This window comes from Achromobacter spanius (genome assembly GCF_039673305.1).
Taxonomy (GTDB): Bacteria; Pseudomonadota; Gammaproteobacteria; order Burkholderiales; family Burkholderiaceae_B; genus Achromobacter; species Achromobacter spanius_F.
Map to the genome: position 1 here is coordinate 1 of NZ_JBDJLJ010000029.1, position 21,373 is coordinate 21,373.

At 68.9% G+C, this 21,373-nt stretch carries 15 protein-coding genes; 8 read left to right on the plus strand and 7 right to left on the minus strand.

Annotated elements, in window-relative coordinates:
- Both ABE485_RS20130 and ABE485_RS20135 read right to left on the minus strand, forming a co-directional pair.
- Window positions 1-712 (minus strand): alcohol dehydrogenase catalytic domain-containing protein (locus ABE485_RS20130; protein WP_346517039.1); only part of this gene is annotated, 712 nt, incomplete at its 3' end.
- A complete protein-coding gene (locus ABE485_RS20135) occupies window positions 709-1,935 on the minus strand; it encodes an ABC transporter substrate-binding protein (protein ID WP_346517040.1) in 1,227 nt (408 codons plus the stop codon). The genes ABE485_RS20135 and ABE485_RS20130, both read right to left, overlap by 4 nt.
- 180 nt (window positions 1,936-2,115) lie before the next feature.
- On the opposite strand from ABE485_RS20135, the gene ABE485_RS20140 reads away from it, so the two are divergent.
- Window positions 2,116-4,809, plus strand: a complete 2,694-nt coding sequence (locus ABE485_RS20140) for a LuxR C-terminal-related transcriptional regulator (protein WP_346517041.1) — start codon at window positions 2,116-2,118, stop codon at window positions 4,807-4,809.
- Between the two features lie 85 nt (window positions 4,810-4,894).
- Here ABE485_RS20140 and ABE485_RS20145 read toward each other — a convergent pair whose 3' ends face one another.
- Together ABE485_RS20145 and ABE485_RS20150 are read right to left on the minus strand one after the other, a co-directional pair.
- Window positions 4,895-5,788: a DUF4261 domain-containing protein gene (locus tag ABE485_RS20145; protein ID WP_346517042.1), complete on the minus strand. Its 894-nt coding sequence runs from the start codon at window positions 5,786-5,788 to the stop codon at window positions 4,895-4,897.
- Window positions 5,789-5,885: 97 nt separating this feature from the next.
- Window positions 5,886-6,788 carry a LysR substrate-binding domain-containing protein gene (locus ABE485_RS20150; protein WP_346517043.1) on the minus strand — a complete coding sequence of 301 codons (903 nt, stop codon included), beginning with the start codon at window positions 6,786-6,788 and terminating at the stop codon, window positions 5,886-5,888.
- A 121-nt stretch (window positions 6,789-6,909) separates the two neighbouring features.
- Here ABE485_RS20150 and dkgB point away from each other — a divergent pair, with 121 nt between their 5' ends.
- Both dkgB and ABE485_RS20160 read left to right on the plus strand, forming a co-directional pair.
- The gene (gene dkgB / locus ABE485_RS20155) at window positions 6,910-7,713 is read left to right on the plus strand and encodes a 2,5-didehydrogluconate reductase DkgB (protein WP_346517044.1); all 804 of its coding nucleotides are present in this window, start codon (window positions 6,910-6,912) and stop codon (window positions 7,711-7,713) included.
- 10 nt (window positions 7,714-7,723) lie between these two features.
- Window positions 7,724-8,845 (plus strand): alkene reductase, encoded by a 1,122-nt coding sequence (locus tag ABE485_RS20160; RefSeq protein ID WP_346517045.1) that lies wholly within the window; start codon window positions 7,724-7,726, stop codon window positions 8,843-8,845.
- Window positions 8,846-8,971: 126 nt separating this feature from the next.
- Here the strand turns inward: ABE485_RS20160 and ABE485_RS20165 are convergent, their stop codons facing one another.
- The 3 genes from ABE485_RS20165 to ABE485_RS20175 are packed head-to-tail and all read right to left on the minus strand — an operon-like array spanning window position 8,972 to window position 10,821.
- Window positions 8,972-9,628 (minus strand): DUF799 domain-containing protein, encoded by a 657-nt coding sequence (locus ABE485_RS20165; protein ID WP_346517046.1) that lies wholly within the window; start codon window positions 9,626-9,628, stop codon window positions 8,972-8,974.
- On the minus strand, window positions 9,628-10,131 hold the full coding sequence (locus ABE485_RS20170; RefSeq protein ID WP_346517047.1) for a DUF4810 domain-containing protein: 504 nt from the start codon (window positions 10,129-10,131) through the stop codon (window positions 9,628-9,630). Before ABE485_RS20170 ends, ABE485_RS20165 begins: the two co-directional genes overlap by 1 nt.
- 12 nt (window positions 10,132-10,143) lie before the next feature.
- Window positions 10,144-10,821 (minus strand): CsgG/HfaB family protein, encoded by a 678-nt coding sequence (locus ABE485_RS20175; protein ID WP_346517094.1) that lies wholly within the window; start codon window positions 10,819-10,821, stop codon window positions 10,144-10,146.
- A gap of 277 nt (window positions 10,822-11,098) precedes the next feature.
- On the opposite strand from ABE485_RS20175, the gene ABE485_RS20180 reads away from it, so the two are divergent.
- The 5 genes from ABE485_RS20180 to ABE485_RS20200 all read left to right on the plus strand — a co-directional run bounded on the left by ABE485_RS20180 (window position 11,099) and on the right by ABE485_RS20200 (window position 21,372).
- Entirely contained in the window at window positions 11,099-12,406 is a 1,308-nt protein-coding gene (locus tag ABE485_RS20180) for a chloride channel protein (protein WP_346517048.1), read from the plus strand.
- 13 nt (window positions 12,407-12,419) lie between these two features.
- Window positions 12,420-14,687, plus strand: a complete 2,268-nt coding sequence (locus ABE485_RS20185) for an FdhF/YdeP family oxidoreductase (protein ID WP_346517049.1) — start codon at window positions 12,420-12,422, stop codon at window positions 14,685-14,687.
- A gap of 197 nt (window positions 14,688-14,884) precedes the next feature.
- Entirely contained in the window at window positions 14,885-16,339 is a 1,455-nt protein-coding gene (locus ABE485_RS20190; protein ID WP_346517050.1) for an N-acetylmuramoyl-L-alanine amidase, read from the plus strand.
- Between the two features lie 26 nt (window positions 16,340-16,365).
- Complete coding sequence (locus ABE485_RS20195; protein WP_346517051.1) at window positions 16,366-18,396, plus strand: C1 family peptidase; 2,031 nt, start codon at window positions 16,366-16,368, stop codon at window positions 18,394-18,396.
- A gap of 165 nt (window positions 18,397-18,561) precedes the next feature.
- Window positions 18,562-21,372, plus strand: a complete 2,811-nt coding sequence (locus tag ABE485_RS20200; protein ID WP_346517052.1) for a PAS domain-containing protein — start codon at window positions 18,562-18,564, stop codon at window positions 21,370-21,372.
- Window position 21,373 lies beyond the last annotated feature (1 nt).

The following is a 21,373-nucleotide window of genomic DNA, read 5'->3' on the forward strand; positions in this document are numbered from 1 at the left end:
CCTGCGCGGCGGCGTCCGCCGCGGTGGCGTCGATGGCGGCGTGCGCGCCCGCCGCCAGGGCCGCGCCGCGGCGCACGCCGTCGGATTCCAGCACCACGACGGTCGGGCAGCCCAGCGCCTTGAGCAGCGTCACGCACATCAGGCCCAGGCCGCCCGCGCCGATCACCACCACGGCTTCCTCGGCCAGCACCTCGGGCGGGATCTTGCGGATGGCGCTGTAGGTGGTCAGGCCCGAGCACGCATACGGCGCCGCCTGTTCGGGCCGCAGGTCGCCGATGTCCACCAGATAGCGCGCGTCGGGGACCATGATGTGGTCGCTGTAGCCGCCCGGCCGGAAGATGCCCAGGAAGCGCGGCGACGCGCACAGGTTCTCGCGGCCCCGGCGGCACACCTTGCAGTCGCCGCAGCCGATCCACGGATACACCAGGCGGCGCTGTCCCGGACGGATATCGGGCGGCGCATCCGGGCCTGCCGCGACGACCTCGCCCACGGTCTCGTGGCCCAGCGTCAGCGGCAGGCTGACGCCGCGCTGCGCCATGCTCAGCCGCTTGCCCCCGCCCAGGTCGTAGCCCCCCTCCCAGGTGTGGATGTCGGTGTGGCACACGCCCGCCGCCAGCACCCGCAGCAGCACCTGGCCGCCGGCGGGCGCGGGCGTGGGGCGTTCGGCGCGCGCCAGCGGCTCGCCGAAGGCGGTCACCTGGTAGCTGATCATTCGGCGCCCCCCGACTTGGCCAGCGCGCAGCCGCCCTTGTCCAGCGGACGGAACGCCACGTTGCCGGGAATCACCGCCACCTGCTTGTACAGGTCCCACTCGCCCTTGGAGTCCGCGGGCTTCTTCACTTCGAACAGGTACATGTCGCGCACCACCCGCCCGTCCACGCGCAGCTTGCCGTCCTTGGTCATGAAGTCGTTGATGGGCACGTCGCGCATTTTGGCCATGACGGCGTCGGCGTCCTTGGTGCCGGCGGCCTTCACGGCGTTCAGGTAGTGCATGACGGCGCCGTAGGTGCCGGCCTGCGTCATGGTGGGCTTGCGGCCGACCTTGTCCTGGAAGCGCTGCGACCAGGCGCGCGTGGCGTCGTTCTGGTCCCAATAGAAGGCTTCGGTCAGCAGCAGCCCCTGCCCCAGCTGCAGGCCGATCGATTTCACATCGGACAGGAAAGCCAGCAGCGCCACCAGCCGCTGCGAACTGCCGGGACGCCCGATGCCGAAGTCCGCCGCCTGCTTGATCGCGCTGATGACATCGTTGCCGCCCAGCGCCAGCCCGATAATGCCGGCCTTGGAGCTTTGCGCCTGCAGCAGGTAGGAGCTGAAATCGGGGGTGTTCAGCGGCGAACGCACCGCCCCCAGCACCTTGCCGCCATTGCGCTCGATGACCGCCGATGCGTCGCCCTGCAGCGCATAGCCGAAGGAATAGTCCGCGGTCATGAAGAACCAGTTCTTGCCGCCCTGTTCGGTGACGGCGGCGCCGGTGCCGTTGGCCAGCGCATAAGTGTCGTAGGTCCAGTGGACCGTGTAGGGCGAACACGCCTTGCCGGTGAGCTCCGAGGTCGACGCGCTGGTCACCATGACGATCTTTTTCTTCTCCCGGCCCAGCTCGCTGATGGCCAGCGCCAGCGCCGACGTTGGCAGGTCCGTGATCATGTCCACGCCGTCCTGGTCGAACCAGCGGCGCGCGGCGGCGCTGGCCACGTCGACCTTGTTCTGGCCGTCGGTGAAGACCAGCTCGACAGGCTTGCCCAGCACCGACCCGCCGAAGTCCTGCACCGCCATGCGCGCGGCCTCGACCAGGCCCTTGCCGCCGATGTCGGAATACGCCGAGCTCATGTCGGCCATGATGCCTATCTTCACGGGACCCGCCGCGTTCTGGGCGTGCGCCCCGCCTGCGGCCAGGATCGCGCCCGCCACCGCGAGCGTCAGTTTGGGGATTGCCATGGACTTGTCTCCGTTGTCGGTTTACGCCGTCTTTGCGGCGGTGTGCGTATTGCTCCGGGGAGCGTCCTTTTGTATCGTAGGCACGCGTTTTCGCCGTCGTCCAAAGCGACGATTTTCCAGCGCCGCGCGGGTTTACCCGGACCGATGCGCGCAGAACCGCAACCCCTGCACAGGCAGCCCATGCGTCATTCGTTCTCGATGGAACACGCGCTGGCCAGCGGCAAGCTCCACGCGCCCGCCGCGCATGGCGATCACATCGCCCGGCAGGACCTGTGCGAACGGATCTGCCATCCCGACGGCCCCAAAGTGGTGGTGGCGCGCGGCCCCGCCGGCTACGGCAAGACCACGCTGCTGGCGCAATGCCAGGCCCGCCTGCAGGCCCGTTCCCTGCGCACCGCGTGGCTGACGCTGGACCGCGCCGACAACGACCTGCCGCGCTTCCTGCGCTGCCTGACGGCCGCGCTGGGCGTGCAGGCGGAACCCGCCGGCACTGCCGCCGCGCACGATTCCGAAGACACGCTGGCGCTGGCGCTCGTCGAGGCGGTGGCATCGCAAGGCGCGCCCTTCGCGCTGGTGCTCGATGAATTCGAAGCCATCACCGCCCCCGCGGTGCTGGATCTGGTGCAGGACCTGATCGGGCGCCTGCCCGCGCATGCGCGGCTGCTGATCGGCTCGCGGCACACGCCGGGGCTGGCGTTGGGCCGGCTGCGCACGGCAAACCAACTGCTTGAGATCGACGCCGCGCAGCTGTGCTTCTCGCTGGACGAGGCCAACCGGTTCTTCGCGCGCCGCCAGCCCGCGCTGATGCCGGCCGAAGTGGAACTGCTGCATCGCAAGACCGAGGGCTGGATCGCCGCGCTGTGCCTGGCGTCCGCGTCGCTCGCGCGGCAACCCTCGGCCGCCGCGTTCATCGAACGCTTCTCCGGCAGCGACCAGTCCGTCGCCGACTACCTGGCCGAAGACGTGCTGGCCAGCCAGACGCCGGCGCTGCGCCAGTTCCTGCTGCGCACCAGCATCCTCAAGCAGCTCAGCGCGCCGTTGTGCCAGGCCCTGCTGCCCGGCATGGATTGCGCGGACCTGCTGCGCCAGCTTGAAAACGGCCACGTGCTGCTCACGCGCACCGCGGCAGACGGGCATCACTATCGCTACCACAGCCTGTTTTCCAGCTACCTGCAATCGCAGTTGCACGCACAGGCGCCCAGCGACGTCGCCGATCTGCACCTGGCCGCCTCGCGCTGGTACGAAGACCAAGGCAGGCCGGTGCCGGCGATCGACCACGCCATCGACGGCGGCGACTTCGGCCGCGCGCTGGCGCTGCTGCAGACCCATGCGGAGTCGCTGCTGGCCGAAGGGCGCATGCGGCTGCTTTCGCGTTGGCTGGGACAGCTTCCCGCCGCCGTGCTGGCCACGCGCCCCTTGCTGCAGGCGATGCAGATCTGGGCCACCTGTTTCACGCGCGGCCCCAGCGAAGCATCCCTGCTCTTGGCCGACCTGAAGCTCGCCGACAGCCGCGATCCCGCCGTGCTGGACCATGTGCGGGCGCTGCAGCCCCTGCTGCTGTCGATGATGGACCGGCAGGAAGATGCCTACGCGGCCGGTATGTCCAGCGTCGCGGCGCTGGACGACGCGCTGTCGTTCACCGACACGGCGCTGGCCAACGCCATGGCCAACATCAGCGCCGTGCTGGGCCGCTACCACGAGGCGCGCGCGCTGCTCGATACCGCGCGGCGCGCGCAGAGCCGCAGCGCCAGCAGTTTCAACCTGATGTATTCCGAGGCGGTCGAAGGCATCATCGATCTGCAGGAAGGGCGCATGCGCCAGGCCGGGGCGCGCTTTCGCATGGCGGTGCGCGCCACGCGCAAGGGCGCCTACGGGCAGGCCAACGGCAACGCCTGGGCCGGCGTGCTGTACGCCGCGTGGGTCTACGAGACCGGAGACCTGGCGCAGGCCGCCCGGCTGCTGCATGTGTACGTGCCGCTTGGCCGCGACGTGGGCCTGCCGGACCACCTGATCCTGGGCTACCTGATGCTCGCGCGCGTCGCCTTCTACGAGGGCGATGCCGAGCAGACGTTCTATCTCCTGGGCGAACTGGAATACCTGGGCCATCAGCGCCGCCTGCCGCGCATCGCGGCCAGCGCCCGCGTCGAGCGCGCGCGCGTGCTGCTCATGCAGGGCCATCCGCAGGCCGCGCGCGACGAGCTGGGCCGTGCGGACGACGCCGACCTGTGGCGGCGCGTGGAAGCCTTGCGCCTGCCCGCCAACGATCTGCTGTATCCGCGGCTGGGACGGCTGCGCTGCCTGGCCTACGACGGCGATCCCGGCGCCGCGCTGCGCGACCTGGACAGGGACATCGCGCAGGCCCTGGCGGCGCGGCGCGTGCGGCGCGCCTACAAGCTGCAGCTGTTGCGCGCCGTCGCGCTTGCGCGCGCGGGCGACGATGCCGGCGCGTTCGCGCAGATAGACCCGTTATTGCGGACGGCGCAGTCCGAAGGCCTGTGCCGCGTGCTGGTCGACGAGGGCGCGTCCCTGGCGGGCCTGATCCAGCGCCATGCGTCCGGCGAGGCCGGCAGCGCCTGGCTGGCGGACGAAGCGGCGCAGGCATGGTGGCGGCGCTTCACGGAACAGGCCGGGATCGCCCCCCAGGCGCCGCAGCCCGCGCCCACCGTCGCGGCAGCCTGCGCCGACGGGCTGACGCCCAAGGAACTACGTGTGCTGCGCCTCCTGGCCGAAGGCCACTCCAACAGCGCCATCGCCCGGCAGCTCTTCGTCTCCGAAAGCACGGTGCGCACGCACCTGCGCCACCTGAACGTCAAGCTCGGCGCCGACAGCCGCACGCAGGCCGTGGCGCGGGCCCGCCATGCGGGCCTGCTGTGAAGCGACCCAGTCTGGCGCGGCCCGGTCTGGCGCGAACTGGTCTGGCGCGAACCGGCCTTGCGCGCCCGGACGCGCCGCGACGGGTTTATTCCTGCGCGTTGATCTGGTCCGCGGTGATGATCTCCGCCACCAGCACCCGCCCGGGCCCGTCCAGGTAATACTCTTCCTTGGCCGGTTCGCGCAGCTTCATGTAGGCGTCTTCGCCGATCTGCATGGTGTGGCCCGCCGCCAGTTCGGCGCCGCTGTCCAGCATGTAGCTCATGATGTTGTTGAACATGTTCGAGTAGTACTCGCCCTGGTCATGGCCGCTGGCCAGCGCCGCGAAGTCCGGCAGCCCGAAGGCATCCGCGCCGTAGGTGCGCATCCAGACGCCCTGCACGCCCTCGACGTCATACTTCACGAAGCCGCAATACAGCATGTTCAGCGGCAGCGTGCGCAACAGGTCCATGCTTTCCTCGCCCAGCGAGTCCGCCGCGAACACCCCGGCGGGCAGCGATGCATGCGCATGCTCGTTCAGCACCGCCATCGCCTTGAAGCCCGTCAGCGCGCCGGCCACCGCGGCCAGCGCGACGTACTGCTCGAGCGGATCCGTTTCATGGCCCGCGTAGTACAGGATGAGATGGCTGGCGTGGCCGCGGATCTCGTCCTTTACGGGGCCGGGATAGTGGGCCGGCGCCACGCAGGTTTCCAGCGCATCCTTCGGGTAGGGCGCATCGAAGCCCACCAGCCGCACGACATGCTTGTCCCAGCCGGCCAGGCCCAGGAACTCGGGCAGGTCGGGCGCGATCTCGGCGCGCGCCTGGCCCATCGACGGGTGATAGGCGCGCAGCGCGGCGGTGAGCGCCGCTTCGGTGATCGCCAGCGGGCCGGGGAACAGGACCTGCAGGCTCAGCGCTTCGTCGATATCGGGGTTGGCCGCCAAGGCCGCCGCGTCAGTGGGTTCTTCCTTGCGGCCAAAGAAACGGGAAAAGATGCTCATGGGTGTCCGGGGTATGAAATAAAACGGGGACAGTATAGAGTCCCCTCCCGCTGCGCGCCCGCTCCAGTCTTCTTTTGACACACCTTCAGGCCAGGGCCTATTCGGCGAAGCCGTCCGGCCCCACCGTCTCGACCACGTAGTCGATGAAGGACTTGATGCGCGATGAGATCGCCGTGTTGCGGTAATAGACCGCGTTGATCGGCTGCCTGACTTCAAGCGTCTGCTTCACGAAGAGCGGCTGCAGCGCGCCGGCCTTGCGGTCTTCGCGCGTCATGAAATCCGACAGGCAGACGATGCCCCCGTCGTTCAGCGCCAGTTGCCGCAAGGTTTCGCCGCTGTACGACCGGACCCGCGGCTTGATGTGCAGCGGCTGGCCGTCCGCGTCGAGCAGCGGCCATTCGTTCAGCGCTTCCAGCTGGCTGAATCCCAGCAGCACGTGCGAAGCCAGATCGGCGACGCGCTTGGGCGTGCCGTACTGCGCCAGATAACCGGGACTGGCCAGCACCCGCACCCGGCTGGTTCCCAGCGGCACGGCGTGCAGCGACGAGTCCTTCAGGCGCCCGATGCGGATGGCCAGGTCGGTGCGGCGCTCCAGCAGATCGATGTTGCCTTCGTTGCTGTTCAGTTCCAGCTCCACCTGCGGATAGCGCTTGCGGTAGCCGGGCACCAGGGGCGCGATCACGTGCAGCATGAACGGCGACGCCGCGTCCACCCGCAGCAGTCCGGCGGGCTGGTTGCGCCGCAGGTTCATGAGTTCTTCGGCTTCCTCCACCGAGGCAATGATGCGCCGCGCCTGTTCCAGGTAGGCCTTGCCCTCTTCGGTCAGCTCCAGACGCCGCGTCGTGCGCCGCATCAGCGTGGTCTGCAGCTTTTCTTCCAGACGGCTCATGGTCCGGCTGGTGGCGGAGATGGTCTGTCCCAGCACATCGGCGGCGGCGGTGATCGACCCGCTGTCCACGATGGCGATGAAGACCTGCATTTCGTCCAGGGTGGTTTTCATATTTGAAGTTATATCAAAAGTATTTCGCCCATACCCGGCTTTTTCCTCAAGTATCCGGCAGGCACACTACGTCCATCCCAGACATTCTCCGTCTGGCCCCGCACATCCCCAGGAGTTTTACATGAGCATTCCCGCCTTTGGCGTCGGCACCTTCCGCCTGCAGGGCCAGGCCGCCATCGATTCGGTGCGCAACGCGCTGGACGTCGGCTACCGCGCCATCGATACCGCCCAGATCTACGAAAACGAGGCCGACGTCGGCCAGGCCATCGCCGAATCGGGCGTGGCGCGCGAAGACCTGTTCCTGACCACCAAGATCTGGGTGCCGAACTACGCGCAGGACAAGCTGGCGCCCAGCCTGAAGGACAGCCTGGCCAAGTTGCGCACCGACTACGTGGACCTGACCCTGATCCACTGGCCCGCGCCGGACAACGGCGTTTCCGTCGACGAGTTCATGACCGCGCTGGCCGACGCGAAGGAACAGGGCCTGACCCGCCGGATCGGCATCTCGAATTTCCCCATCGCGCAGACGCGCGCCGCCATCGCCGCCGTGGGCCGCGAGCAGATCGCCACCAACCAGATCGAACTCAGCCCCTACCTGCAGAACCACAAGCTCGTCGCCTTCCTGAAGGAACAGGGCATCCACGTCACCTCGTACATGACGCTGGCCTATGGCAAGGTGCTGAAGGATCCGGTCATCGGCCAGATCGCCCGGCGCCACGAGGCCACGCCCGCGCAGGTCGCGCTGGCCTGGGCGCTGCAGCTCGGCTATGCCGTGATTCCCTCGTCGACCAAGCGCGAGAACCTGGCCAGCAACCTGCTTGCCCAGGCGCTGCGCCTGACCGCCGAAGACATGGCGCAAATCGCCGCGCTGGAGCGCAACGGCCGCGAAGTCAGTCCGCAGGGCCTGGCCGCGGAGTGGGACTGAGGACGGCGCCATGAACACACCCGATCCCCTGTTTGAACCGCTGGCCCTCGGCAGCCTCACGCTGCCCAACCGCATCGTCATGCCGCCGATGACGCGCTCGCGCGCCACCCAGCCCGGCGATTGCGCCAACGCGCTGATGGCGCGCTACTACGCGCAGCGCGCCGGCGCCGGCCTGATCGTGAGCGAAGGCACGTACATCTCGCCCATGGGCAAGGGCTACGCCGGCACGCCCGGCCTCTGCACGCCGGCGCAGGTGGCCGGCTGGCGCGGCGTCACGGACGCCGTGCACGCCGCCGGCGGCCGCATCTACGCGCAGCTGTGGCATGTGGGCCGCCTGAGCCACACCAGCCTGCTGGGCGGGCAGGCGCCCGTGTCGTCGTCGGCCATCCAGGCCGAAGGCGTCAATGTTTTCATCGAGAACGAGGACGGCAGCCCCAACTTCGTGCAGGCGTCTGCGCCCCGCGCGCTGTCGACAAGCGAGATCCGCGCCATCGTCGAGGAATACCGCCAGGCGGCGCGCAACGCCATCGCGGCGGGCTTTGACGGCGTGGAGCTGCATGCGGCCAACGGCTACCTGGTCAACCAGTTCCTGGACTCGCAGGCCAATGCCCGCACCGACGAATACGGCGGCTCGCTGGACAACCGCCTGCGCTTCCTGGACGAGGTGGCCCGCGCGCTGGTCGAGACCCTGGGCGACGCGTCCCGCGTCGGCATCCGCCTGGCCCCGCTGACCACGCTCAATGGCTGCGTGGATGCGGATCCGGTGGCCACCTACACCGCCGCGGCCAAGCGCCTGGGCGAGATCGGCGTCGGCTACGTCCACATCGCCGAGGCCGACTGGGACGATGCGCCGGACATGCCGCTGGCGTTCAAGGAAGCGCTGCGGCGCGTCTACCCGGGCGTGCTCATCTATGCCGGCAAGTACACCGCCGAACGCGCCCGCGACGCACTGCGCGCCGGCTGGGCCGACCTGATCGCCTTCGGCCGGCCCTTCGTGGCCAACCCCGATCTGCCGCAACGGCTGCGCAACGACGAGCCGCTGGCCGAGCACGACCGCAACACCCTGTTTGGCGGCGGGGCGCAGGGGCTTACGGACTATCCCGCCTATCGGGCGGTTCCGGACCGCGCCTGACGCAAACGCCCGTTCACCCCGGCTGCTGCTTGATTTCCCGCATGATCGCCACAAAGGCGTCCACCGCGGGATTGGGGTGGTCGGGGTGGCGCGCGGGCGGAAGCGCCGGCGCGGGGCCGGACTGGCTTACTGCGCTTCGTAGCGCGGCGAACGCGGGCCGTACAGGATGCCGCCCGCCGTGCCGGCGCTCAGCAGCATGTTGTTCGTCATGCCCGCCACGCTGTAGCTGCGGTCCGACAGGTTGTTCACAACCTGGTCGACGACAGCCTGAATCAGCATGCCCAGCAGGCCGCCGTTGCTGTTGTTGTTGGCGTGCACCACCTGCTTGGTGCCGCTCCACAGCTTGGCGCCGTTGCGCAGGTCCAGCAGTTCGGCGTCGATCGATACCGTGACCGTGCTGGACACCACGTTGTAGCTGGAGCCGTATTGCTTGACCGTCATGTACAGCGCGGCGTCCGCCCCGAAGATCTCGCGCAGCTTCACGGCGGGAAGCTCATGGATGTCGTCGGGCGAGGTCAGGCCGTTCTGCTTGAAGGTTTCGTCCATGACGCCCACCGGAATCACGTAGTAGCCCGATTCCGCCAGCGGCAGGGTGGCCTGCGCCAGCACCGCCGCGGACGCGGCCACGTCCACCGAGGTGTTCAGGGGCGGCAGCACCAGGATCGACGCCGGCTTGCTTTCGCGGAAGGCCGTGTAGTCCACGTTCTTTTGCGGGGGAGCCACGCAACCGGCAAGCAGCGCGGCGGCGGCCAAGAGGCCGGCGCGCAAGAGTTTGTTCAGCATCACGATCCCTTCTTCGATTCGGCGGCCTGCGCGGGCGCCGCTTGTTCCACGGCCGGCGTGGCGACGCCCGACGCAGCGACGCCCGACGCAGCTGCCGCGGCTTGCTGCGCCTGCGGCTTGCCGGCGTTGCGCAGCAGGAAGTCCATGAACGGGGCGGATTCGGGGAATGCCGCCTTTTCGCCCAGCATCTGTTCGGCGCCCTTGTCGCCGTCGCCCATCTTCATGTACAGCATGCCCAGGTGCGCGCGGAACCCCGGCGGCAGCTCGGTGTTGGAGGCGCGGGCGGTCTCGATGTTCTTTTCCAGGGCCTGGGTCTGCGTCGCGTAGTCCGCGCCGTCGTCCTTGAGGTAGGCATACACCGAGCCCTGGTAGGACTGCCAGCTATACATGGACTTGGGCTGCTGCACGCAGGCCGACAGCAGGCCGGCCAGCGCGGCGATCGCCAGTCCGCGGCCCACGCGCGCCAGCGCGGCCGGACGGGTGCTTCTGGTCTGATTCGACATGAAGTTCCCCTATCAATTCTTCGCGGGTTGCCAGGCGCCCTGCTCGATGCCGTCGACCAGGCGATCGACCGCTTCGCGGATCGCCAGGTCCAGGACCTTGCCGTTGAGCGTGGAGTCGTAGCCGGCGGTGCCGCCAAAACCGATCACTTCGCGGTTGGACAGGCTGTACTCGCCGGCGCCGGAGGCGGAATAGACCACTTCGGACGTGGTGGCGTCCACCACGTTCAGGTCCACCTTGGCGTAGGCCACCTGTTCCTTGCCGCGGCCCAGAATGCCGAACAGCTGCTGGTCGCCCGTGACCTTGCGGCCGAAGGCCGTCACGTCGCCCGTGACCACGTAGCGCGCGCCCTTGATCTGGGCGGCCTTCTTGTTGAAGGCGGCTTCCTGGGCGATCTCGGACAGGTTGTCGCGGTCCATCACCTGGAAGCGGCCGCTGCGCTGCAGATGGCTCATCAGGATCGTCTTGGCCTGGCCGCCCAGACGGTCGACGCCGTCGGAGAACACGCCACGCAGGTAATTGGTGCGGTTGTCGAATTTGCCGACCGAAATGGGGCTGCGCACCCCCGCATACGGCTTGCTGGCGGCCGCCACGGCCGGCACGGCCAGCGCCTGGGAACGCTCGGTGGCGCATCCCGCAATCACCGTCGACAGGAATGCCAACGCTCCGATCTTCACGACCTTGTTCAACATCATCTTCTCCAGCCGACCCCGGTCGCCAATGCGCGGGGGCAGCATCTGTCGCCATTAATTTGAAACGCGATTATATAGACTGAATTACTTGGATACTATTTGAAATAGAGCCGGATTCATCACTACTTTGACGCTTCACAAGGAATTCACGGATGAGCGCCTAACCAATAGGTATGGTTTTCGGGCTTGCCGCGCCCGGCGCGGGCCTTGGGGCACCTACACTGCGTCAACGCAGCGCGTTCGGACGATTTCCGGCGCGCATCCGACGGAGCCCGGCATGAACGACATATCGCCCGATGACCAGTCCTGGCTGCGTCCCAGGCTGCTGGCCGCCGCCCTCCTGACCGGCGTCGTCGCCGGGCTGGGCGGCATGCTGCTGGGCATGCTGCTGCACGCCGTCCAGCACCTGGCCTATGGCTACGGCTCGGGGCCGCTGGTCAGCCACGAATCCTTCCTGCAAGGCGTCCAGGCGGCCAGCGGATCGCGCCGCGTGCTGGCGCTCGTGCTTTGCGGACTGGTGGCCGGCGGCGGCTGGTGGGTCCTCTACCGCTATGGCCGGCCCCTGGTCGGCGTCAAAAAGGCGGTGGACGCCCCCGACACCGCCATGCCGCCCGCCACGACACTGGCGCACGCCATCCTGCAGATCGTGACCGTCGCGCTGGGCTCGCCGCTGGGACGCGAAGTCGCGCCGCGGGAAGTCGGCGCGCTGGCCGGCGGCCGGCTGTCCGGGCTGCTGGGCCTGGCCCCCGAACAACGCCGCCTGATCGTGGCCTGCGGCGCCGGCGCCGGCCTGGCCGCCGTCTACAACGTGCCGCTGGGCGCCGCGCTCTTCGTGCTGGAGGTCCTGTGGGGCACGTTCTCCTGGCCGGCTGTCGTCATCGCGCTGGCCACCTGCTGCATCGGCGCCGTCGTCGCCTGGGCCGGACTGGGCAATGTCGTCCAGTACGCCGTCCCTGCCATGCAGATCAACGTCAGCCTGGTGGTCTGGGCCCTGATCGCCGGCCCGGTGTTCGGGTGCGCCGCCCACGGTTTCCAGCGGCTGACCACCGCCGCGCGGCGCAACGCGGCGCGCGGCTGGCGCCTGCCCGTGGCCTGCCTGCTGAACTTCACCCTCGTCGGCCTGCTGGCAATCTATCTGCCCGCGCTGCTGGGCAATGGCAAGGGGCCGGCCCAGCTCGGCTTCAGCAACGAACTGACCATCGCGATGGCCGCAACGCTCGCGGTGCTGAAGGTGGCGGTGGTGGCCGCGACGCTGCGCGCGGGCGCGGAAGGCGGCCTGCTGACGCCCGCCATCGCCATCGGCGCGTCGCTGGCGGTCGTGCTGGGCGGACTGTGGAGCCTGGCCTGGCCGGACTCGCCGCCCGCCGCGTTCGCCATCGTGGGCGCCGCGGCCTTCCTGGCCTCTTCCATGCGCATGCCGCTGACGGCCATCGTGCTGATCCTGGAATTCACCCGCGTGGACCAGGCCTTCCTGGTGCCCATCATCGTGGCCGTGGCGGGCTCCGTGATCACAAGCCGCCTTTGCGCGGCCCGGGGCGGCCATCCCGCCCACGCCACCGACGGCGCCCTGCGCGGCGCCTCCTGAAACGGAAATCTTCATGACCAAAGCCAATCCGACCGGCATCCATCGCTACGACGCGCCCGCGGGCGGCTGGGGCGCGCTGAAGGCCACCGCCAAGGCGGTCGCCGACCAGATGCGCATCCCGGAAGCGCCTGTGCTGCTCCTGCGCACCAACAAACCCGACGGATTCGACTGCCCGGGCTGCGCCTGGCCCGACAAGTCGCCGACGTCCACGTTCCAGTTCTGCGAGAACGGCGCCAAGGCCGTCACCTGGGAAGCCACGAAGAAGCGCGTCACGCCGGAATTCTTCGCCGCGCATACCGTCGCCGAGCTGCTGGCCTGGAGCGACCACGACCTGGAGAATGCCGGCCGCCTGACGCACCCGATGGCCTACGACGCGGCCAGCGACACCTACCGGCCCATTGAATGGGACGCGGCCTTCGCCCGCATCGGCCAGGCGCTTGCCGGCCTGCCGCACCCCGACATGGCCGAGTTCTACACGTCCGGCCGCGCGTCCAACGAGGCGGCGTTCCTCTTCAGCCTGTATGCGCGCGAATACGGCACCAACAACTTTCCCGATTGCTCGAACATGTGCCACGAGGCCACCAGCGTGGGCCTGCCGCAAGCGATCGGCATCGGCAAGGGCACCGTGTCGCTGGAAGACTTCGACGCCTGCGAGCTGATCATCTCGATGGGGCACAACCCCGGCACCAACCATCCGCGCATGATGGGCACGCTGCACGAGTGCGCCCGCCGCGGCGTGCCCATCATCGTCTTCAACCCCTTGCGCGAACGCGCCCTGGAGCGCTTCGCCGATCCGCAGAATCCCATCGAGATGGCGTCGCTCAGATCGACCCCCATCGCCTCCACATACTTCCAGGTGAAGGTGGGCGGCGACGCGGCGGCGCTCAAGGGCATCATGAAGGCGCTGGTCGCCGCGGACCGGGCCGGGCAGGACGCGCTGGACCATGATTTCATCGCCCGGCACACGCAGGGCTACGGCGCGTACGTGCAAGACCTGGACCGCACCCCCTGGACCGACATCGAACAGGCTTGCGGCCTGCGGCGCGCGGACCTGGAACAGGTGGCCGCCGCCTACGCCAGGTCCAACGCCACCATCGTCACCTACGGCATGGGCATCACCCAGCACGAGAAAGGCACAAGCAACGTGCAGCAGATCGCCGCCCTGCTGCTGATGGGAGGCAACTTCGGCAAGCCCGGCGCCGGCATCTGCCCCCTGCGCGGGCACTCGAACGTGCAGGGCAACCGCAGCGTCGGCATCACGGAAAAGATCGACAAGACCATGTTCGACCACGTCGAGCAGACCTTCGGCTTTCGCCCGCCGGAGCGCCACGGCCACGACGCCGTGGCCGCCATGCAGGCCATGGTCGCGGGCGAGTCGAAGGCGCTGATCTGCCTGGGCGGCAACTTCGCGGTGGCGCTGTCCGACACCGAGCAATGCGAGCGGGGCATGCGCCAGCTCGACCTGGCCGTGCACCTGAACACCAAGCTGAACCGGTCGCACCTCCTGATCGGCAAGGAGTCGATCATTCTGCCCGTGCTGGGCCGCACCGAGAGCGATATCCAGGCTGGCGGCGAACAGTCCATCACCGTCGAGGATTCGATGTCGATGGTGCATGCCTCGCGCGGCAGGCTGTTGCCCGCGTCCCCGCACCTGCGATCGGAACCCGCCATCATCGCGGGCATGGCGCAGGCGACGCTGCCGCACAGCCGCGTCGATTGGCGGCACCTGGTCGAGGACTACGACCGCATCCGCGACCTGATTGAAAAGATCTACCCGGACTTCCGCGACTACAACGCGCGCATCCGCACGCCCGGGGGCTTTCGCCTGCCGCTGCCGCCCACCGAGCGCGTCTGGAAGACGCCGTCCGGCAAGGCGGAATTCATCCCCTTCGACGGCCTGCGCGAAGATCCGGACATCGCCGCCGGCGGCATCCTGAAGCTGACCACGCTGCGCAGCCACGACCAGTACAACACCACCATCTACGGCTTGGACGACCGCTACCGCGGCGTGTTCGGGCGCCGCGACGTGCTGTTCATGAACGCCGCCGACCTGAAACGCCACGGCATCGAGCACGGCGACGTGGTCGACATCGCGACCAGCCTGCCCGGCCAGTCCCATCGCCAGCTGCGCCTGACGGCCATCGCCTACGACATCGCGCCCGGCTCCGTCGGCGCCTATTACCCCGAAGCGAACAACCTGTGCCCCCTGGACTACCAGGACAAGGCCAGCGGCACGCCGGCCTACAAATCCATCCCCGTCCGGATACGAAAGGCGGCCTGAAGCGGCGCCTCATCCGCATGGACGACCGCCAAATCCGGGTAATGATCCAAAAGCACCATTGCAGATTCAAGGATTAATACTTTCGGCTACTAGCAAGGCGGATGAGGTCCGCATATATATCCCTCCAACGGGCGCCGCATCATCGTCGTCATGTCGTCTTGCCAAGAACATCCCCGCCCGTTCCGAGGAGACAATCGATGGCACGATGCCCTTTCGCGACCTGGCGGCCCATTTCCGGCGCGTCCGGACCTCATCTGGGCGGTCCCTTCAAGATCGTCCACCACACCACGGAAGGCAGCACCGCGCAGGGCGCGATGGACGCCTTCCGCCGGAACCGCTCCGACCCGCATTTCACCGTCGACGCCAGCACGATCTACCAGCATATCGATACCGCGGAAGGCGCCCGGGCCCTGCGCAACGACCCCGGCGGCGTGCAGACCAACCGCGATTCCGCGGTGCAGATCGAGCTGGTGGGATTCGCGCACCTGCCCAAGGACAGCCGCGCGCTCACCAACCTGGCGCGCCTGTGCCGGTGGATAGAACAGCAGCACGGCGTCGCGCGTAAATGGCCCTCGGGCCGGCCCTTGCCGGCCAGGAACGGCAAGGACCCTGGCGGACATAACCGCGATGCCGCCACCTGGGATTCGAGCAGCGGGCATTTCGGCCATTGCCACGTCCCCGAAAATACCCACTGGGACCCCGCCTATTCGGCGGCGGAAGCGGATTTCATCCTGGCCGCGACCTTCTCCGACGAGGGCGAGCTGCTGTCGCCCGCGCCGCCGCCCCGGCCCGCCGCGAAGCGGGCAGCCAAGGCCGCCGCGCCCCTGTCCACCATGCCGGACCATGGCGTCAACGCGGTCGGTATCCACGCCTATCTGGGCGAACTGCCGCTGCAGACGCTGGAGCCGCCGGGGCTGCCCGTGGCCAGGCGCCGCGCGCCCGCCAAGGGCGCGGTGCTGCGCGCCGGCAAGCCGGCCAACGCGGGCAGGCAGGCCGCCGCGCCGCAGGCCAACGTCAACGCCGGCAGCCTGATGTCGTTCGCGGCCGGGCTGAACGAAACGGAAAGAGGGGACGTGCTCTATTCCCTGCAGCTCGCGCAGCGCGCCGCCAGCGCCGCCCACGACCGCTACACGAACACGCAGTCCTGGTACCAGACCTATGTCGAAGTGCTGGACAACCTGGGCTGGACCAGCAGCCAGATGTCGTTCACGCATTACGACGAGGACGAGAGCGAGTTCCGCATGGACGAGGTGGCCGTAGACCTGCTGCTGGCCGTCGCGCGGCGCGATCAGCTCGCCGTGCTGCAGCAGGCCGTCGCCGCGCTGGGCAAGCTGGCGGAGGAAGACGCCACCGTGCAGCTCTTCGATTTCCACGCCTCGTCCCAGTCGGGCGGCAACTTCCAGCTTGGCGCGGTGCAGCGCGAACGCAGCGGCGTCCTGACGATGGCGCTGGGCGCCTATTACTTCCGCGCGCTCGACAGCCGCAAGCGCTTCCTGTTTGTCCGGCGGGGGGCACGCCAGGTCAACTTCTGGGCCTGCGCGCAACGGCTGACCCTGAACTCCGCCCTGTACGGGCAACTGCGTGACGATGTCCAGGCCAAGCTGGGCGCGGACGCGTCCCGCTACATCGCCAGTCTCAAGCTGGCGTCCTAGCAGGCCGTAGACAGTGGGAGAGCGACATGGCAACCCGAAAAGCGGCAGTGCGCACGGCCACCAAATCCGCCCCCGCGAAAAAGGGCAAGCGGGCGGCGAAGGCGGCCGCCGCCGACTCCGCGCCGGAAGATCCGCGCCCCAAGGCGCGTAAACGCCGCACGCAGGACGACGCCGCGCCCGCGCATCCCTTCGAGCGCTCCGCCAAGCCCGACGCCTTCGACGCGCGCGACATCCTGTTCCGCCCCAACATCTCCGTCACCCCCAAGGCGGAGATGATCCCGGTGATGGGACTGACGGTGAAGCACCAGGGCGAGACCTCGGCCTGCACGGGCTTTGCGCTGTCGACCGTCGTCGAATACCTGCTGCGCAAATCCGAACGCGATTCGCGGCCCGCCATCTCGCCCTTCATGCTGTATTCCATGGCCAGGCGCTACGACGAATTTCCCGGGTCCGTCGACGACAGCGGCTCCAGCCTGCGCGGCGCGCTCAAGGGCTGGTTCCGCCACGGCGCCTGCGTCCAGGCCCTGTTCCCCACCATCGACATGCCGCCGGCTGCCAGGCGGACCGAAGACGACTGGTGGCTGGACGCGGTGAAGCGGCCGCTGGGCGCCTACTACCGCATCGACACGCGCAGCATCGTCGAAATGCACGCGGCGCTGAACGAGGTGGGCATCCTCTACGCCAGCGCCGGCTGCCACGACGGCTGGGACGCCGGCCACGGCATGACGCCGCACGAGGCCGCGGCCACGCCCATCACCGAACCCTTCTGGGTCATCCCGTCCACCGGCCAGGACACCGCCATCCAGGGACATGCCTTTGTCATCGTGGGCTACACCCAGGACGGCTTCCTGATCCAGAACTCCTGGGGCGAGGAATGGGGCACGCACGGCATGGCGGTGCTGACCTACGACGACTGGCTGCGCAACGCCATGGATTGCTGGGTGGTGCAGCTGGGCGTCGTCACGCACGAGCACGAGAGAATCTCCAACAGCATCAGCCTGCGCACCGAAGGCCGCAAAGTCACGCTGGCCGCGGGCAAGGTGCTGCGCGACCGCGAACTGACGCCCTTCATCGTCAACGTCGGCAACAACGGCGAACTCAGCAACAGCGGCGCCTTCCGCACCACGCCCGATGACCTGCGCGCCATCGTCGACGTGCACATGGTTGCGGCGCGCGAGCGCTGGGGCCTGAAGGACAAGCCGATGGACGTGTGCGTCTACGCGCATGGCGGCCTGGTGGGCGAAGCGGCCGCCGCCGAGGCAGCCGCCGAATGGATCCCCCTGCTTTACGACAGCCAGATATTTCCCGTTTTCCTGATGTGGGAAACCGACTTCATCACCACGGTCAAGAACATCATCCAGGACGCGTCGAACGAGGTGCCCCGCAGCACCGGCGGCATCGGCGACCGGCTGGAGCGGTGGTGGAACCAGCGCCTGGAACGCTGGCTGGCCCGCCCCGGCACGGTGATCTGGGGCGAGATGAAGCAGAACGCCGAAGCCATGAGCGAGCCGGCCAGGAATGGCGACGACAAAGCCGCCATGATCATGCTCTACAAGCATTTCAAGGCGCACGTCGCCCGGGGCCGCGTGCGCCTGCACATCGTGGGCCATTCCGCGGGCGCCATCGTGGCCAGCCATTTCGTGCGGCGCCTTGCGGCCGATGGCGGAGAACTCGAGTCGCTGAGCCTGATGGCGCCGGCCGTGACGATGAAGACCTTCAAGGACCTGGTCGTGCCGCAGCTCAAGAGCCGGGTGAAGCGGTACCAGCAGTTCCACCTGTCCGACCGCGCGGAAGAAGACGATCCCACCTGCGGGCCGTACCGGCGTTCGCTGCTGTACCTGGTGAGCGAATCGTTCGAGGGCGGCACCACCACGCCGCTGCTGGGCATGGAGCGGTATTTCCGGGACGCCGGCATCCCCTGCGACGCCGTCCACGTCTCGCCCGCGGGCAGCCAGTCGTCCGCATCGCGGATACCGCCCGTGGCGTCCAGCACCCACGGCGGATTCGACAACGACAAGGGCACGCAGCAGCAGGTCATCGCCTTCATCAAGCGCTGACGCGTCGCGGAGGGCCTGAACATGACAGAGCGACAGCCAGAACCGTATCTCGAGCCCCCGGAACCGGCGCCCAAGCCTGCGGCAGCCATCCCGGCAAGGGCTGACGCGCCGCGCGCGCCCGTGCCAGCGGCCGCGTCTTTGCCCAAGGCGCCGGCGGCGCCGTCCTTGCCCAAGGCTCCCTCGGCGCCGCCGCGCGAATTCTCTCTTTTCGGCGATCCCGGCGAGGTGTCGCGCGTCCTGTCGGGGGTCGGCGTCCCCTGCATCCTGCTGGACGACGACGGCGAAATCGTCGCCGCCAGCAGCGTCCTGCCCCTGGACCACGAAGACATTGCCGGCCGCCAGGCCAGCCAGGTATTCGGCCTGCGCCAGCCCTTGCGCATGGGCGACGGCCCCGTCGACGTCGTCTACGCGGCCGCCGACGGCGCCCGGGCGCCTGCCCAGCTGATTCCCTTCTGCACGCTGGACAGCGGGGAACTCATCGTCCTGGTGAACGACGGGGCGGCCTTTCGCCAGGCCGAGGCGACCCGCTTCGATCGCACGCCCTACGCCGTGTTCCGGCTCGACCTGAATGGCGTCATCCGGTTCGCCAACCCGGAGGCGGCGCGCACCCTCGGCATCGCGCGGCATGACCTATACGGCACGCGGCTGGCGGCGCACTTCCGGCCGGGCGACGGTCCGCGGCTGCAGCGCGCCATCCTGCGCTGCGCGCGCGACACGGAAGGCGACGCGATGGTGGCGGCGGCCATCGCCATTCCCGTGCCGGACGACGTCGACCGCCAGTTCGAGCTGGTGATGACGCCCGACCCGGCGCCCAACGGGGAACTGCTGGGCGTCATCGCCGTCATCCAGTCCCGCACCCTGGAATCCGCGCGCGACGAGATCCGGCGCATCGCGCTGGATCCGGCGATTCCCGGCTGGCGGCTGAAGCTGGACCGCATCCTGGAACAGATCCGGCGCCTGATTCCGTTCGAGCACGCCGTCTTCGGCATCTACGGCAACGACGTCTCGCTGTTCCGCGCCATCGCGGTGCGGCCGGAAGGCGTGGAACTGTGGCCCGCGCGCTGGATGGACCTGCCGCCCACGATCCGGTCGTTCCTGGATTCGGGCCGGACCTGGGTGGAAGAGATCGGCGCCTTCGTCAAGGAAAACATGCCCGAGCCCGGCAACGAGGTCGTGCGCTGCTACCAGGACCTGGGCATCCAGGCCTCGGTGACGCTGCCCGTCATGCGGGCAGGCGGCTACAGCTCGGCCCTGAGCCTGTGCTCGCGCCAGCCGGGATCGTACGGCGAACGGGACCTGGAAACCCTGCGGGCGCTGGACCTGGAACCGGTGCTGATGCGCTTCGAGAAGGAGCGCGACGACGAGCGCGCCGAGTTCGCGGATTCGCTGCGGCAGAAGGTGATGACGGCCGAGTCGCTGCGCCAGGCAGCCGAAGAGATCATCGTCCAGCTCGCCCAGCATTTCTCGTGGGACCACGTGGCGCTGTTCCGCGTCAACCGGCTGGATGACCGCTTCGAAGTGGTGACGCAGCACAGCCTGGCGCCGGCCTATGCCCTGCCGGCTGATTACCGGCAGCCCGCCGACCTGGGCATGCTGGGCGCGACGCTCTCGCTGGGCCGCCTGCTGGCGGTGGACGACATCGGCAATCCCGCCTACGCGCAGCATGGCTACGCGGGCCCGAAGCGGCCGCTGCGCTCGGCCATGACGGTTCCCGTGCGCCTGAACGGGCGGGTGCGCTGGCTGCTCGACGTGGAGTCCTCGGTGTCCCATGCCTTCAAGGGGCCCGACATCGACGACCTGCTCCAGATCATCGCGTCGCTGGAAGCGGGCCTGGCCCAGCACCTGCTCAGCCAGACCAAGCAGAGCCTGATGGCCGAAACCGAACAGGCGGTGGTGTTCGTCGGCCGCGAAGGGGCGGTCATCGAGATGAACCGCGTGGCCGCGGACATGCTGGGCACCGAGCCCCGGCGCGTGCACGACGACGCCCGGGACGGCGCCGGATCGCCCTCGATCACGGACTACGCGATCGCGGGCGACGAGGCCACGCTGGGCGTGCTCACGTCCGGCTTTACGGTCAAGCGCGAGCGCATCGAACTGCTGGACAGCGCCGGCGCGCCGCGCTCGCTGCTGGCCACCCGGACCGACCTGGATCCCAGCCTGGACATGTCGATCTGGTTCTTCACCGACATCGCGGACCTGGACTGGGCGCGCGACCTGCGCTACCTGCGCGAAACCGTGGCCGAGGTCGCCCGGCAGACGCGCACCTCGTTGTCGATGGCATGCAGCCTGACGTCGCAGGCGGCGCTGCTGCACGACGACGCCCGGCAGGGCACGCCGCCCGAGGTCGTCGCCGCCCAGGCCCAGGACCTCAGCCAGCGCATCGTCGCCGAGATCGGCAAGGCCGACATCACGTTCGAACGCCTGGCCGGCGCCAGCGAATCGCGGCGGCGCGCCCGCGCCCTGCATGGCGACGTCGAACTGGGCGCGCGGATCAGCGAGGTGATCGCCGCCTTGCCGGCGCGCGACCAGCGGCGGATCGTGCTGCGCAACCAATCGGCGTCGCGCGACGGGCCGGTGGTGTCGGGCGACGTCCAGTCGCTGAGCGCGGCCTTCCGCTCCATGCTCGACTATCTTTTGCGCCGCCGCAACGCGGACGACGCCAGCGTCACTGTCGACATCGACGCCGGGCCCGACGGCTGCACGCTGCGCTTCGGCTTGAGCGAAGAACAGGACTGGGACACCGACCAGCCCGTCCACGCGGTTCCGGACGATGCCCTGCTGAACGCCGAGCGCGCCGCGCACGACGGGGCCAGCATCGCCATCATGCAGATCCAGGAGACGATGGTCGACCATGGCGGCGCGCTCGTCACCGACCCGCCGCTGCCGGACGCGCCGCTGCAGCCGCCGCAGTCGTACGAATCGGTCACGCCGCCGTGGCGGTCGTTCACACTGATCCTGCCGCTGCGGATCAGCTAGC

Bases quoted from the DNA above. Each gene is read 5' to 3' on its own strand.
- ABE485_RS20175 (WP_346517094.1), bottom strand. From the start codon at position 10,821: ATGTTGAACAAGGTCGTGAAGATCGGAGCGTTGGCATTCCTGTCGACG.
- ABE485_RS20160 (WP_346517045.1), top strand. From the start codon at position 7,724: ATGAACACACCCGATCCCCTGTTTGAACCGCTGGCCCTCGGCAGCCTC.
- ABE485_RS20140 (WP_346517041.1), top strand. From the start codon at position 2,116: ATGCGTCATTCGTTCTCGATGGAACACGCGCTGGCCAGCGGCAAGCTC.
- ABE485_RS20135 (WP_346517040.1), bottom strand. From the start codon at position 1,935: ATGGCAATCCCCAAACTGACGCTCGCGGTGGCGGGCGCGATCCTGGCC.
- ABE485_RS20150 (WP_346517043.1), bottom strand. From the start codon at position 6,788: ATGAAAACCACCCTGGACGAAATGCAGGTCTTCATCGCCATCGTGGAC.
- ABE485_RS20190 (WP_346517050.1), top strand. From the start codon at position 14,885: ATGGCACGATGCCCTTTCGCGACCTGGCGGCCCATTTCCGGCGCGTCC.
- ABE485_RS20170 (WP_346517047.1), bottom strand. From the start codon at position 10,131: ATGTCGAATCAGACCAGAAGCACCCGTCCGGCCGCGCTGGCGCGCGTG.
- ABE485_RS20145 (WP_346517042.1), bottom strand. From the start codon at position 5,788: ATGAGCATCTTTTCCCGTTTCTTTGGCCGCAAGGAAGAACCCACTGAC.
- ABE485_RS20180 (WP_346517048.1), top strand. From the start codon at position 11,099: ATGAACGACATATCGCCCGATGACCAGTCCTGGCTGCGTCCCAGGCTG.
- ABE485_RS20195 (WP_346517051.1), top strand. From the start codon at position 16,366: ATGGCAACCCGAAAAGCGGCAGTGCGCACGGCCACCAAATCCGCCCCC.
- dkgB (WP_346517044.1), top strand. From the start codon at position 6,910: ATGAGCATTCCCGCCTTTGGCGTCGGCACCTTCCGCCTGCAGGGCCAG.
- ABE485_RS20185 (WP_346517049.1), top strand. From the start codon at position 12,420: ATGACCAAAGCCAATCCGACCGGCATCCATCGCTACGACGCGCCCGCG.
- ABE485_RS20165 (WP_346517046.1), bottom strand. From the start codon at position 9,628: ATGCTGAACAAACTCTTGCGCGCCGGCCTCTTGGCCGCCGCCGCGCTG.